We start from the raw sequence: 13,501 nt of genomic DNA, 5'->3' as shown, positions 1-13,501 counted from the left end.
GGCTAGCGCGATCGCTGACAGCGTTATGTCATGCGCGGCAGGCGCGCGTTAAATTCTTTACAATGGCTGGCATGACTCAGAAGACCGCAACTGCAACGATGCATACCAACTACGGTGACATTGTTATCGATCTCTTCGGTAACCACGCACCGGTAACCGTTGAAAACTTCATCGGCCTGGCCAAGGGCGAGAAGGACTACTCCACCCAGAACGCAAAGGGCGAGCAGTCCGGCCCGTTCTATGACGGCGCAATCTTCCACCGCATCATCGATAACTTCATGATCCAGGGCGGCGATCCTACCGGCACCGGCCGCGGTGGCCCGGGCTACCAGTTCCAGGACGAGTTCCACCCGGAGCTGCAGTTTGACCGTCCATTCCTGCTGGCTATGGCCAATGCCGGCCCAGGCACCAACGGCTCCCAGTTCTTCATCACCGTGGCGCCGACCCCGCACCTGAACAACCACCACACCATCTTTGGTGAGGTTACCGATGCTGCCTCCCAGGAGGTTGTGTCCAAGATCGCCAAGGTTGATACCGACCGCATGGACCGTCCGCACGAGGACGTTGTTATCGAGTCCATCGATATCGCGTAATCGCCTTTTCCCTCGGGCCCGTCACCGCATTATCCATGCGGCGGCGGGCTCGTTGCAGTTTTACCTCGAGCCACCCACCACTAGACCCCGCCTCAAGGACTGACAACTTCATGACCATGGTGAGAAACTATGTCCGCACTACCCCGGCGACCGCGCTCATCGCGGCCGTCTGCATCATTGCCTGGCTTATTACCGCGGTGCAGGCGCGGACGCTGGGCGCTACCTTCTATGATTCCGACCTCGCGGTGGACTGGGGCCTGTGGGGCCCGCAATACCCGATTGCGCCGCAGACCGCCCTGTCCTCCGCGTTTATGCACCTGGACGCGGGCCACTTGGCGGTGAACATGATCATGCTCCTTCTCATAGGCAAGGAGGTGGAGCGGGCTCTTGGCACCGGGTTGTACCTCGCCGCCTACCTCATTTCTTGCCTCGGCGCGTCCGCCATGATCCTGACATTCGATTTTGAGACCCCCACCGTCGGCGCTTCGGGCGCGCTCTTCGCGCTCATGGCCATGCTGGTGGGTTCTTACCGCCAGCGCGGGCTCGATCTCCGTGCGCCCATCGCGCTCGTTCTGGCGAATGTGGCCTATACCTTTCTCGCCGATGGCGTATCCCTGTGGGGACACCTTGGCGGGTTGTGCACAGGCATCGTGTTGAGCCTCTTCCTCTATCGAAATAGCTCCAGCCTCCGCTGGGGCGGCGTTGCTGCGGTGGCCGCGGTAGTCCTCGCACTATTAGCCCAACAAGCTGGGGTTTGGGGATAACTGTGGAATTTGATCACCGGAAAGCGTGTGCGAAAGAATTCCACAATGGTTATCCACATTGTGAATAACTACATTTTTGTAATTTACCGAACGCCTTTCCGGAGTTTTCCCTGATCACGCTGGTCTAGCCCGTGTGAAAGTGTGAAAATCAGTCTGTGGAAGCCCGTGAAAACAGTTATCCACAGGGTGTTAATAATTGTGTGAAATTCACATTTCACAGGTTTTCTCCACAGCCTGTGGATAACTTTCTACCCATTGTGTTAACAAGACTGATAAATTTGGGCACTGACCTGCATAAGGAGCATTGTGGATTATCAACCTCGCGCTGTGATCGTCGGCGCAGGCCCGAATGGGCTCACGGCCGCGGCGCGCTTGGCCATGGCCGGATGGAGTGTGGATGTCTACGAACGCGCCGGCCGGGCCGGTGGTGCAGCGGCATCCTCCGCGGAGGTTTTCCCGGGCACGATTGTGGATCTCGGTGCGGCTGGGCACCCCTTTGGCGTAGCGAGCCCGGCCTTTCGCGCCCTCGACTTGGAAGCCCACGGTGTGCGGTGGCTCAATGCCCCTTATCCCATGGCGCATCCGCTAGAAGGCGCGCCGGCCGGGATCTTGCACGGTTCTTTGGCGGACACGGCGGCGGAGTTGGGAGCCGATGCCCAGGCGTGGAGGCGATTGCACGGGCACATCGTCCGCCACATCGATGAGCATGTGGACAATGCGCTTACCCCGTTGGTGCGTTGGCCCGAAAGACCCGTGCGCTTGGCGCAATTTGGCGCGGCCGGAGCCCTGCCTGCCAGTAGTCTCGCGCGGGCGGCCTTTCGCACACCCCAGGCCCGCGCGCTCTTTGCAGGCAGCGCGGTCCATGCGATTACCTCGCCCACCTCGCCTTTGACCTCGGCGTTCGGCCTGCTCTTTGGCGGGCTAGGGATGACCCGCGGCTGGCCCGTGGTGGAGGGTGGCACCGGTGCTCTTATCGACGCCCTCCTTAACCTCCTCCGTTCCCACCATGCCCGCCTCCACACCGGATGCGAAGTCACCGACCTGCGGGAGCTGCCTCCGGCCGATGCGATCATTGTGAACCTCACCCCGCGCCAGATTCTGAGCCTGAGCGGACTGGAACTGCGGGACGGCACTCGGCGGAGCCTCGCGCGCTGGCGCTATGGCAGCGCCGTATTCAAAGTTGACTTCCACCTCAGCGAACCCGTGCCATGGATCGATCCGCGCGTGGGTCGGGCCGGCACCGTGCATGTGGGAGGCACCATGGAGGAAATCTGTGGGGCTGAGGGGGACGTCGGCAAGCGGCGCATGCCTAAGCGCCCCTTGGTATTGGCATGCCAGCAATACGTGGCCGACCCCTCCCGAGGGCAAACACTGTGGACGTATGCGCACGTCCCCCGCGGCTACGTGGAACGCTATCCGGGTGAGGTCACCGAGCTGATTGCTGCCCAGATTGAGCGCTTTGCCCCCGGATTTCGCGATACCATCCTGGCCACCCGTGCTACGAGCCCGGCCGATCTGGAGCGATGGAATCCTAATTTGGTGGGCGGCGATATTGCTGGCGGCGCCATGACCGGGCTGCAAACCCTCCTGCGACCACGCCTGTCGGCCCATCCGCACCGCCTCACCCCGGGAGTATTTATGGCTTCTAGCTCCGCCGCTCCCGGCGCTGGCGTGCACGGCATGCCGGGGTGGTGGGCCGCCGAAGAAGCGCTTAGCGCGTGGAATGGCGCTTCCAAATAAGGAAGCCCGCGCCGATGAGCCACAGAGTCGCGGCGGCGCAGTACCCAGGGATGGTCGTGGTGCGGGGCAGGTAGGAACTGCCTGGGATGAGTCCGGCAACCACGGGCTCGAGGAGAAAACCAAGGACGGCGAGGTAGTCGAACCAGCGGAACCGTGCCGAGGCCGCGCCGGCTAGCCCCAGTACCGGTCCAGAGAGGAGCGCTAGGAAGAACCACTGGGCGTTGTACTCGAAAGCCTCGCTCCAGCTATATACACCGAAGACCACGAGCAAGGTGTAGTGCACGGCCAGCATCATCACGATGATTCCCGTACCGGCCAGGAGTGCCTTGAGCCACCGGCCCGGAAAATTCTTGCCCATGAGGTAGCTAAAGATTCCCCACACCATGCCCGAGCCCAGGACGTTGCCTAGGTAATTGCGCACGGAAAGGCGGAGGGGAGCGGCGCCGGTGAGTAGGGTGGCGTCGGCAAACGCGATGTGCACGACCGCGTAGGCCACCGAAATGATGAGGCCAGCAGCAAGAATATGGCGAGACATTTGGCTCCTAGATATGAAAAATCCTCGCCACCTACAGGAAGTAGGGAGCGAGGGAACAGGCTGGGAGATTGAGCTTAGCGCCAACCCATGGTCATCAGCAGGCCGATAATGGCCAGTCCAAAGCCAATGCCGTAATTCCAAGCGCCGAGGTCTGCCATGAACGGGATGTCCTGGCCAGCGAGGTAATTGACCACCAACCACAGCAGGCCGATGACCATCAGGCCCAGCATGATGGCGACGTACCACTTCGGGGTGCCCTCAGAATTGATCTTGACGGGCGTGCGGTTGGTAGCAGAGCTCGAGGTAGGGACGGAGGAGCTCTGGGAAATCTTTGACTTCGGCATAAGATACCTTTTCTAGATTTAAAGTCTTATCTAAGTTCGTACTGAGGCCTTAGGATACCAGCAGTTATGGCTGCGGCAGAAGTGCAGCGGGGTCGAAGCTCCACAGGCGGATATCAATATTTTGATCCTTGCGCATGGTATCGCCCGGGTTCACAGACGCCCAGCCAATCTTATTGGCATCCACCAGCGCACCGGTAGGTGCCGGCTCGCCCACGACGAACTGGCCGGTCCAGCCAGCCTCCCGCAACGCGGCCTCGGCCTGGCCTTGATTCTTGCGTACCAGGTCAGGGGCCTTAAAGAGCATGCCATTGGATACCTCAACGGTAACCGGCTTGCCCTTTTCCAGCTCCGCGCCCTGATTGGAGACGCTGAGCACCGTGCCCTTTGGTTCCAAGGAATCCACCTCGCGGACGTCTACATCAAAGTCATTCGACTCGAGACGGCTCTGGGCATCCTCGACGTCCATGCCGGCGACATTGGGCACGCGCTTCTTTTCGACGCCCTTAGAAACCGTTACCCGTACCTTCGATCCCTTGGACAGCTGCGTGCCGCCGGCCGGGTCCTGCTTGATGATCTGGCCGGCCGGGGACTCATCGTTTTCTTCCGAGACATCGGAATTGAGCACCAAGCCTGCTCCTTCGAGGGCTCGAGCGGCCTCATCCAAGGTCATGCCGGTGATATCCGGAACGTCCGTAATCTCCTTGCCAGAGGAAACAGTCAGCGTAACCGAGGCGTTCTTCTGCAGCTCGGAGCCTGGGGCCGGATTAATGCGAATGGCATTATTGCGTGGAATATCCGGGTTGGCCTCCTCATTGACGGTGACCTGCAAACCCATGTCTTCTAGTTCCTTAACCACCTCGTTGCGCGGGCGGTTTTCCACCTCTGGCACGGTGATTTTGTCCTGGTGAGCCGATTGGGTCTGGCGTGGCTTATCTTCAGAGTCTTTATCGTTGGAGAAGAAATCCCAGGCGAAGTAGCCCACGATGGCTACCAAGAGGGCGGCCAGGAAGGCTGCCAGCCACTTCATCCAGCCGCCACCCTGATTGTCATCGTCCTCGGTGGGGCGGGTGGACTGGATTGGCGCGCGGTGCGCGGCCGCAGCTGGTGCGGCGGCGCCGACCATTTCGGTAGGCTGATCGTCTTCTTCCTCGTTGACGTGCATGCGCGCTGCAGCGGTGACCTGCCCATTGCGCAGGCGCTCCAAATCGCCGGCCATCTCCCAAGCGGACTGATAGCGATCCGCCGGGTGCTTGGCCATAGCGGTAAGTACTACCGCATCGATATTGACGCGTTGGGTAGGAGTCAGCGAGGGATCCGCGATGAGCTCCGACGGCGGCGTCGGCTCTTCCTGCACATGCTGATACGCAACCGCAAAGGGGGTTTCGCCCTCAAAAGGCGTATGGCCAGTGAGCGCCTCATAGAGCACGCAGCCCAGCGCATAGACATCGGAGCGGGCATCCGCGTTCTTACCGCGGGCCTGCTCCGGGGAAAGGTACTGGGCGGTGCCGATAACGGCGGAAGTTTGCGTCATCGCCGAGGTGGAATCATCCAAGGCACGGGCGATGCCGAAGTCCATCACCTTCACCTGGCCGGTGTTGGTGAGCATAATATTTGCCGGCTTGATATCGCGGTGGATAATCCCGGCCTCGTGCGAGGCTTGCAGTGCATCCGCTACCGGTTTGAGGATATCCGCCGCTTCTTGGGCGGACAGGGCTCCGTCCTCGCGAATGATATCGCGCAGGGTGCGGCCATTGACCCGCTCCATGACGATATATGGGATGGTCATGCCATCCAGCTCGGTTTCGCCGGTGTCATAAACCGCCACGATATTGGGGTGATTCAGCTTGCCCGAGTTCTGGGCCTCGCGGTAAAACCGCTCGCGGAAGTTGACGTCGCGCGCCATTTCTGGGCGGAGCATCTTTACCGCTACTTGGCGGCCTAGGACGGTGTCTTCGGCAGCATAGACCTCAGACATGCCGCCGGCGCCGATGATCTCGCCTCTCCGATAGCGGTCATTGACCATCGCTTAGTCACCCTCCTGTGTAAGTAGATCGGCCAAGTCTCCGGGGAGCTCATTAGCCTGCGAGTTTACTGGAGTATCCAGCTCAGGTGTGTTTTCAACGTGCGTATCCTGCGGATTCTGTTGCGTTGGTACGGCCGGGGGCTGCTGTTGGTGGGTGGGCGAGTGGCGCGTGGGTGTCTCACGGTGAGTCGTACGCGGGGCTTCTTCCTGATCGGATTCCTGCGGTTCCGTCTCTGTCACCGTCACCGGTGCAGGGGCCTCTTCTGTATCTTCGTCCGGGGTGTCCTGCGGGGTGGTGGTGGGATCGCGGTATTCCGTAACTACCGAGGTCTCCGGGGTGCGGGAGGGCTCGCTTTCTTCGTCGTTATCGCTCAAGTTGTGGTAGGCAGCGTAACCACCACCGGCCACGGCTGCGAGGAGCAGGGTGATGCCTAACCCCTTCAGGAAAGAGGAGCCACCCTTGGACTCTTTTGTGGGAGCGGTTCCCGCAGCCGGATGGATGGTGGTGGGTTGGGCGACATTGCCCAACATCTCCGTCGATGCGGACGGAGAGGGCTCGGGTGCGCGTTGCGTTAGCGGGGCGGACTTAGGCTGCGGCGGGCGCTTGCCTAAGCGAACTGCGGAGATGGCTAGGGTGAACTCATTGCCATCGGCGTAGCGGGTAGAGGGGTCCTTGCGCAATGCGATGCGAATGAGCTCGCGGGCTGGAGCGCTGATATTCGTCGAGAGCGGCTCTGGCTCCTGGTTGATGTGCGCCAAGGCGATGGACACGGAGGAATCTCCGGTAAAAGGGCGCTTGCCGGCGAGCATTTCGTAGCCGACGACGCCGAGCGAATAGACATCGGAAGCCGGCGTGACGTCCTTGCCCTGTGCCTGCTCGGGCGATACATACTGTGCGGTACCCACCACCATGCCGGTGCGGGTCAGCGGCACAGCCGCGGCCGCCTTGGCAATGCCAAAGTCCGTGATCTTGACCTGGCCATTTTGCGTAATGAGGAGGTTGCCGGGCTTAATATCGCGGTGGACCAGCTCCATGCGGTGAATGATGGATAGGCCATGCGCCGCCTGCTCGAGAACGTCGAGAGCGAGCTCTTCTTGCAGCGTATTTTCGCGCGCCAAAAGGTCCGCGAGGGATTCGCCGCGCACATACTCCAAAGCCATGAAGCAGAACTTGCGGCCGTTATCCTCTAGCTCGCGGTAGTCATAAGTGGCCACCACGTTTTCAGACTGAATGGATTCAGCCGATTTCGCCTCGTTGCGGAAGCGCGAGAGGAACTCCTGGTTATCGGAAAATTCCGGACGCAGAACCTTGAGTGCTACCTCACGATCATTGCGGGTATCATCGGCCAACCACACGGTGGACATTCCGCCGTGACCGATGATCCACTGCAGCTCGTAGTCGCTGCCAATCAGTGCCTGGAGATGTTCCTTATTCTCGGCGCTATTCATTACTGCTCCCCCTGGTATGCGCGCAGGATGGCGCGGCCAATTGGGCCGGAAACCTTGCCGCCCGTCGCGGACTCACCCAAGTTACCACCATTTTTCACCACGACGCCCACTGCAATATCCCGCTCCGGATCGAAGGCGACGTACCACACGTGCGGGGCTAGGCCCTCGCCATGCTCAGCGGTACCGGTCTTGGAAGCAAAGCCATTGCCATCATATCCAGCGGAGGAACGCTCCGAGGCATACATCAAATCAGTAAGCGTAGCCGCAGTTTCCTCGTTAACCGCTTGGTCCGCCTTCTTTGGTTTGGTGGTGCGGATGTCCTTCATCTGGGCGTCGGTAATGCGATTGACCAGGTAGGGCTGCATGCGGGTGCCCTTATTGGCTACGGTGCCCGCCATGACGGCTGCCTGCAGCGCGGTCATGGTGACGTCGCGCTGGCCAATGGCGGACTGCGCCGTGGCCGCCCCATCCGGCAAATCGCCCAAGGTGCCGGCGGAGGTAGACACGCCGAGGTCGTAGTTCTCGCCCACGCCAAAGGCCTTGGCGTACTTGCGCAGCTCATCAGCGCCGAGCTGCTCCGACATTTCCACAAACGCGGTATTGCACGACAGCGCGAAGGCGGTCTGCAGGGTTACCGCATCCTGACCATTGCACTTTTGGTTGGCGTAGTTAGTCAGCTCTGTCACCGTATCCGGCAAGGTAATGACATTGGAACCGGTCAGGGTGGAGGAAGGATCAAAGCCATTGTTAAGGCCTGCGGCGGTGGTAATGATCTTGAAAATGGAGCCAGGAGGCAAGGTCTCTGCACCGGCGTGGTTGACCAGCGGCTGTCCCTCTTGCTCCTGCAGGTTGGCCCAATTCTCCTCGGCGGAATCGCCCATCAGATCATTGGGGTTATAGCCAGGGTTGGAGGCCATAGCTAGAATCTTGCCGGTGGAGGGCTGAATGGCAACCGCCGAGCCCTCGTAACCTGGGCCCACAAGCTGATCGTAAGCCGCCTGCTGGAGCGCAGGATCGATGGTGACCTCTACGTTGGCGCCCTGCTTCGGTTTATCGGCCAGTGCATCGAGCCAATTCTGCTTCATCAAAGAGTCATCGGTGCCATTGAGGATGTCATTTTGGGATGACTCCAACTCGGAGGCGCCAAACTGGCTCGACAGGTAACCGGTCAGGTTGCCAAAGGCCGGCGAATCAATGGGGTAGGAGCGCGAGTAGGTCTCATCCGGGTTTTGCGTAGACTGCGCCAGCACGGTATTGCCCGCAAAGATCTGGCCACGCGGGGTGGTTTGCATCTCCATAAACCCGCGCATGTTCCGCGGATTATGGGCGTACTTATCCTCAGAAAAAGCCTGGATTACCGTCATATTGACCAGCAAAATGGCGGTCAAAATGATGGCGAACAGGGACACTAGACGGATGGATCGATTCATCGGTGAGCCTCCTGGACCGACGGGAACATGGAGGTATCGCTCGGAGCATCGCCCGAGGTCTCCTGCATGGGGCGACGAGCCGCGTTAGAGATCCGCAGCAGAATCGCCAACAACACGTAGTTAGCCATGAGAGAGGAACCACCGGCAGACATGAATGGCGTGGTCAGTCCGGTCATTGGCAGCAGGGCAGAGATGCCGCCGGTGACCACGAAGACCTGCACGGCCAAGGTAAGAGAAAGACCGGATGCCACCAGTTTGCCGTAGGTATCGCGGGTGCGCAGCGCGGTGCCGAAACCGCGGGTGGTCAGCATACCGAAAAGCACCAGCACGGCGGCGAGGCCGATGAGGCCGAACTCCTCACCAATAGCGGCAAGGATGAAATCCGAGTGAGCCACCGGAACCAGCTCTGGGTGTCCTTGGCCCAAGCCGCTGCCTGAGATGCCACCAGAGGACATGCCAAACAGCGACTGGGAGAGCTGGAAACCTGTGCCATCGTAGTTGCCCAACGGATCCAGGAAGTTGGAAAAGCGCTGCTGGATCTTGGAAGAAATCTGGTAGATGCCAAAACCGCCGACGCCGACAAGAACAACGCCGATGAGCAGCCAGCTCACGCGGCCGGTGGCCATGAATAGCATGCCAAGAACGGTGCTAAATAGCAGCAGTGCCGGACCAAAGTCATTGGAAATGCCCATGATGACGATCGCGATGGCCCACACGATCAGGATGGGTGCGAGGTCGCGAAGGCGCGGCAGGGAGATGCCGAATACGCGGTAGCCCGCGACGGTAAACAAGGAGCGCTTCTGCGTCAGCAGCATGGCAAAGAACAAGATCAGCAGGATCTTGGAGAACTCACCCGGCTGGATGGAGAAGGGGCCCAGGTTAAGCCAGATGCGTGCCTCTACGCCGGCAGGCTGCGGCCACACCAGTGGCAGGGCCAGCAGGACGAGGCCGGCGGCGCCCAAGATATAGGAATAGCGCGTCAGTGACCTGTGATCCTTCAAAATGGCCAAGACAAGCACGAAGAGCACAAGTCCGACTATGGTCCACATGACCTGGCGCACGGCGAGTCCTTGTTCATTGACCAGATCCAGGCGGGCCAGCATGATGAGCCCCATGCCGTTGAGGATCGCCACAATCGGCAGCATGATCTGATCGGCATACGGCGCTAAGAAGCACATGACCAGGTGAGCAACGGTAAAGACGCCGATGAATCCGCCGATGAGATAAACCAGGTCCATCGTCAGCGCATTGTCTTGGGATAGCTCCAGGCTGACCAAAGTGATAGCGAAGACGATGGCGGATAGGATGAGCAGGCCGAGTTCGGTTCCTCGGCTAAAAAACTTTTTCACAACCTACACCTCCCGGCAGGTAACGCCAGGCTTGTTTTTCTTGGCATCCTTTTTATCTTTTTGGCTCGGTGCAGTGATACATGGCTTGAGCGCCTTATCGCCCAAATCATTGATCTGTTGCTGCACTTCACCGAGATCACCAGTGGAGAGATGGTCGACGGCACTGCGCTCAGATTCCGGCAAGTCCGTGACCTTCAGCGGTGTGAAGTCGCCCTCGCAGGGCTGGCCGGAAAAGAGCAGCGAGTTGCTGTCATTGATGCACACGTTTTGGTGCGTGGAATGTAGTTCCTTGCCAAAGACGGAGTAGTCAGCACCCTGTTGGATGGTGATTTCCTGCGCCTCGTTGGTGGCCACGTAGTAATTATTGGACAAGAAGTTCTTCACCCACAGGCCGGCACCAATGACCAGTGCGAGCACGATGAGCAAGGCAATGAGGACCTTCCAGCCGATCTTTCGGCCGGAAGTTTCGTCCTCCGTGTCGTCGTCGGCATGCTCGGGGCGCTCGTTCTCGCCCTCGGCCATGACGGCCGGTGGAATTACTTGCGGCTTGCGGGAGAGCTGTGCCGCCCGCGAAGCAGAAGAATCCGGGTGGGTGGGCTCTTCCGTCGGGCCGGCGAGCGCGCCCACGCGGAACGGCTCATGTTCCTTGGGCTTTTCTTCAGTTACTTCACCGATTACGACGGTGACATTATCCGGGCCGCCCGAACGGATAGCCAGGTCCACTAGGGCGGATCCGGCCTGCTCGATGCTGCCTTGACCCAGCGCGGTTTCAATGGTGGACGCGGTCACGGGGTCCGAAAGGCCATCGGAACACAGCAAGATGCGGTCGCCCGGCTTGGCGTCGAGAGTAAACAGCGTTGCTTCAACCGGACGGCCCGTATAGGCCTTTAGGATGAGGGACTTTTGCGGGTGTGACGAGACGTCGCCCGGGTCCAGCTCGCCCTTGTCCACCAAGGATTGCACGTAGGTGTCGTCCTTGGTGATCTGCTTGAGCTCGCCGTCGCGCAGCAGGTAGCCGCGGGAATCCCCCACGTGGCAGACGCCGAAATCCGTGCCGTTAAAGAGCATGGTGGACAGCGTGGTGCCCATGCCTTCGGTTTCTGGATGCGCCTTGACGTGGTCACTGATGGCCTCATTGGCCTGCTCGGCGGCCGCTTCCAGCAGGGCCTTGGTGTCTTCTTGACCCGGATCTTGGTCCAAGATTTCTAGGTGGTTGACCATCAGCTCGGAGGCAACCTCGCCCGCCGCATGGCCACCCATGCCATCGGCCAAGATCAAAAGGTGAGGACCGGCGTAGCCCGAGTCCTCGTTGTTATCGCGAATGAGGCCGCGATCGGACTTAGCAAAGAAGTTCAGCTTCAGTGTCATGCGTTCAACCTCACGGTGGTGCGGCCCAGCTTAATTTCGGAGTCCGCGCCGACTACCTCGGGTTGGTCGATGCGCACGCCATTGACAAAGGTGCCATTGCGAGATTCCAAATCCTCCACAACCCATTCGCTGCCGCGGCGGAATAGCCGGGCATGGTGGCCAGAAGAATAATCGTCGCCCGTGACAAAATCGCAGTCCGAGGCGCGGCCCAGCGTGCAATCCTCCAACGTGCCCAACTCCATATGGGAGCCCTGCAGGGGACCCTCCACGATGGACAGCTGCTTAATCGCTTCCCGACGCCGCGGTGCTCCCACCTTCTTCGACTGCTGGCGGATAGCGCCGGCGGACTTATTGGTATCGCGACGCATGGCGTTTAAGGCCACCAGGATAAAAATCCAAAGCAGAGCCAACAAGCCGATGCGAAGCGCCAGCATGATGACTGCATCCATGGCGACCTCCCTTCCTTAACTGAACTTAGTAGCTGTGCGAATCAAGGCCCGTGATGCGAACCTCGATGTGGGAATGGCCCATGGTGATCACATCGCCATCGGCAAGCAGCCAATTATCAATCGGCGTCTCATTCACCGTGGTGCCGTTGGTGGACTGCAAATCCACCAGAACCGCATCCTGGCCGTTCCAGGTGATTTCCGCGTGCTGGCGGGATACGCCAGTATCCGGCAGGCGCAGGTCCGCGTCATTGCTGCGGCCGATAATATTGGAGCCTTCTTGCACGTGATAAACGCGCGAAGAGCCATCCTGCAGCATCAGGTTGACTGCTGGGCCCTGCGGCTGCGGGGCGGGTTGACTATCTGGAGCAATGAAAGCGGTAGTTACTGCGTCATCAGCCGTATTCTCGTGCTGCTCGGTCATCTGGTCCTCCTGACCATCAAAGTCGTGGAAAATAGCCTCAAATCCGGTTTCTTCCGTGGGCTCGTGATCAATAAACGAGGACACGCGAAGCTGACCCGTGCGCAAACCAGATTCTTCTGCCACTCGCACGATCACGGGGCCCGCGAGGGACCATCCGCTATTGCGAATGAAGCGCGACAACTGGTCTGCACAATCGGCCGGCAAATTGCGATCCTGCGACAAGTTCTCCAAATCCTTGGAGGAGACACCCACAGTCATTACGTTCGGACTATAAAGGTTGTCATCGTCGCCGCGCGCGAGATTGTCCTGAGCTTCTTGCTTCAAAAGCTCATCAATTTCCGCGGGAACGACCTTGCCGCCGAAGACAAGGGCCATGCCATTATCAAGGCCGCGTTGCATGGCGGAGTCCAGCTTCGCCAGCTTTTCTAAAAACGCCACGAGCCATTCTCCTTTCCACCATGCAGCGATCAGTAGCGATCAGTAGCGATCAGTATAGTTTGTTCACTCCCTCGAAACGTAGATGGCGACGCGAAAGTTCCCAGAAATTTCGCCACCCCCTCCTCGAAATAATCCACTTTTCCTGCAGATTTGTAGTTTAATACGCTTTTCGTGGTATCTTTATCAAGTCGCTAAGACAACCACACCCTGCCCGGGTGGCGGAATTGGCAGACGCGCTGGCTTCAGGTGCCAGTGTTCGATAAGAACGTGCGGGTTCAAGTCCCGCCCCGGGCACCATCGAAATCCGGAGTGGAAACCACAGAAGTTTCCACTCCGGTTCTTTTTATTTTTCCTAATCGCTGTTCTTCTGCTTAGTGCGCAGCATATCCATGCTCATCAATCATGTACTGGGTAGCAGTATTTAAGGCCTAAACGACAGAATGTGTTGTTTTGCGGCGTGTCGGGCTAAACGACATTTTGTGTTGGTGGGGTTTAGCGTATGTGGCCTTTGCGTATTCCCATAGAGTGGTTGTAGGCAGTGTCGATGGCACTGTCGTAGGTTGCTGGTCGGCCGTCTTCGTGGCCGCTGGTGGCTTGT

At 59.4% G+C, this 13,501-nt stretch carries 12 protein-coding genes and 1 tRNA gene; 4 read left to right on the top strand and 9 right to left on the bottom strand.

Translation table 11 applies throughout. From position 1 onward, the window contains the following. The first annotated feature begins 62 nt into the window (after window positions 1-62). From QP324_RS08125 to QP324_RS08115, 3 genes are all read left to right on the top strand, one after another. Window positions 63-593, top strand: coding sequence for a peptidylprolyl isomerase (locus QP324_RS08125; RefSeq protein WP_005326254.1), 531 nt, complete (start codon window positions 63-65; stop codon window positions 591-593). A 110-nt stretch (window positions 594-703) separates the two neighbouring features. Next, entirely contained in the window at window positions 704-1,357 is a 654-nt protein-coding gene (locus QP324_RS08120; protein WP_284815527.1) for a rhomboid family intramembrane serine protease, read from the top strand. A gap of 306 nt (window positions 1,358-1,663) precedes the next feature. Continuing rightward, window positions 1,664-3,097, top strand: coding sequence for an NAD(P)/FAD-dependent oxidoreductase (locus QP324_RS08115; protein ID WP_284815524.1), 1,434 nt, complete (start codon window positions 1,664-1,666; stop codon window positions 3,095-3,097). Here the strand turns inward: QP324_RS08115 and QP324_RS08110 are convergent. The 9 genes from QP324_RS08110 to QP324_RS08070 form a co-directional block, all read right to left on the bottom strand. After that, window positions 3,069-3,632, bottom strand: a complete 564-nt coding sequence (locus tag QP324_RS08110) for a hypothetical protein (protein ID WP_284815523.1) — start codon at window positions 3,630-3,632, stop codon at window positions 3,069-3,071. The genes QP324_RS08115 and QP324_RS08110 overlap by 29 nt on opposite strands. Before the next feature lie 74 nt (window positions 3,633-3,706). Continuing rightward, window positions 3,707-3,976, bottom strand: a complete 270-nt coding sequence (gene crgA, locus QP324_RS08105; protein ID WP_005326260.1) for a cell division protein CrgA — start codon at window positions 3,974-3,976, stop codon at window positions 3,707-3,709. 64 nt (window positions 3,977-4,040) lie between these two features. Continuing rightward, window positions 4,041-5,999 (bottom strand): Stk1 family PASTA domain-containing Ser/Thr kinase, encoded by a 1,959-nt coding sequence (gene pknB, locus QP324_RS08100; protein ID WP_284815521.1) that lies wholly within the window; start codon window positions 5,997-5,999, stop codon window positions 4,041-4,043. Between the two features lie 3 nt (window positions 6,000-6,002). Further along, window positions 6,003-7,448, bottom strand: a complete 1,446-nt coding sequence (locus QP324_RS08095) for a serine/threonine-protein kinase (protein ID WP_284815519.1) — start codon at window positions 7,446-7,448, stop codon at window positions 6,003-6,005. Further along, complete coding sequence (locus tag QP324_RS08090) at window positions 7,448-8,878, bottom strand: penicillin-binding transpeptidase domain-containing protein (protein WP_284815517.1); 1,431 nt, start codon at window positions 8,876-8,878, stop codon at window positions 7,448-7,450. The genes QP324_RS08095 and QP324_RS08090 overlap by 1 nt, the downstream gene beginning before the upstream one ends. Beyond that, window positions 8,875-10,227 carry an FtsW/RodA/SpoVE family cell cycle protein gene (locus tag QP324_RS08085; RefSeq protein WP_284815516.1) on the bottom strand — a complete coding sequence of 451 codons (1,353 nt, stop codon included), beginning with the start codon at window positions 10,225-10,227 and terminating at the stop codon, window positions 8,875-8,877. The genes QP324_RS08090 and QP324_RS08085 overlap by 4 nt, the downstream gene beginning before the upstream one ends. 3 nt (window positions 10,228-10,230) lie before the next feature. Beyond that, window positions 10,231-11,595: a PP2C family serine/threonine-protein phosphatase gene (locus QP324_RS08080; RefSeq protein WP_284815515.1), complete on the bottom strand. Its 1,365-nt coding sequence runs from the start codon at window positions 11,593-11,595 to the stop codon at window positions 10,231-10,233. Beyond that, window positions 11,592-12,044, bottom strand: coding sequence for an FHA domain-containing protein (locus QP324_RS08075; RefSeq protein WP_005329668.1), 453 nt, complete (start codon window positions 12,042-12,044; stop codon window positions 11,592-11,594). The genes QP324_RS08080 and QP324_RS08075 overlap by 4 nt, the downstream gene beginning before the upstream one ends. Window positions 12,045-12,069: 25 nt before the next feature. Then, window positions 12,070-12,903, bottom strand: a complete 834-nt coding sequence (locus QP324_RS08070; protein ID WP_005326268.1) for a DUF3662 and FHA domain-containing protein — start codon at window positions 12,901-12,903, stop codon at window positions 12,070-12,072. A gap of 209 nt (window positions 12,904-13,112) precedes the next feature. On the opposite strand from QP324_RS08070, the gene QP324_RS08065 reads away from it, so the two are divergent. Next, window positions 13,113-13,200, top strand: a tRNA-Leu gene (locus QP324_RS08065). The last annotated feature ends 301 nt before the right edge of the window (window positions 13,201-13,501 follow it).

Source organism: Corynebacterium sp. UMB0012 (assembly GCF_030216265.1).
In the GTDB taxonomy this organism is placed as follows: domain Bacteria; phylum Actinomycetota; class Actinomycetes; order Mycobacteriales; family Mycobacteriaceae; genus Corynebacterium.
This window is presented reverse-complemented; position numbering and strand designations above follow the sequence as displayed.

Bases quoted from the DNA above. Each gene is read 5' to 3' on its own strand.
- QP324_RS08075 (WP_005329668.1), bottom strand. From the start codon at position 12,044: ATGGATGCAGTCATCATGCTGGCGCTTCGCATCGGCTTGTTGGCTCTG.
- QP324_RS08125 (WP_005326254.1), top strand. From the start codon at position 63: ATGGCTGGCATGACTCAGAAGACCGCAACTGCAACGATGCATACCAAC.
- QP324_RS08090 (WP_284815517.1), bottom strand. From the start codon at position 8,878: ATGAATCGATCCATCCGTCTAGTGTCCCTGTTCGCCATCATTTTGACC.
- QP324_RS08095 (WP_284815519.1), bottom strand. From the start codon at position 7,448: ATGAATAGCGCCGAGAATAAGGAACATCTCCAGGCACTGATTGGCAGC.
- pknB (WP_284815521.1), bottom strand. From the start codon at position 5,999: ATGGTCAATGACCGCTATCGGAGAGGCGAGATCATCGGCGCCGGCGGC.
- QP324_RS08080 (WP_284815515.1), bottom strand. From the start codon at position 11,595: ATGACACTGAAGCTGAACTTCTTTGCTAAGTCCGATCGCGGCCTCATT.
- crgA (WP_005326260.1), bottom strand. From the start codon at position 3,976: ATGCCGAAGTCAAAGATTTCCCAGAGCTCCTCCGTCCCTACCTCGAGC.
- QP324_RS08110 (WP_284815523.1), bottom strand. From the start codon at position 3,632: ATGTCTCGCCATATTCTTGCTGCTGGCCTCATCATTTCGGTGGCCTAC.
- QP324_RS08120 (WP_284815527.1), top strand. From the start codon at position 704: ATGACCATGGTGAGAAACTATGTCCGCACTACCCCGGCGACCGCGCTC.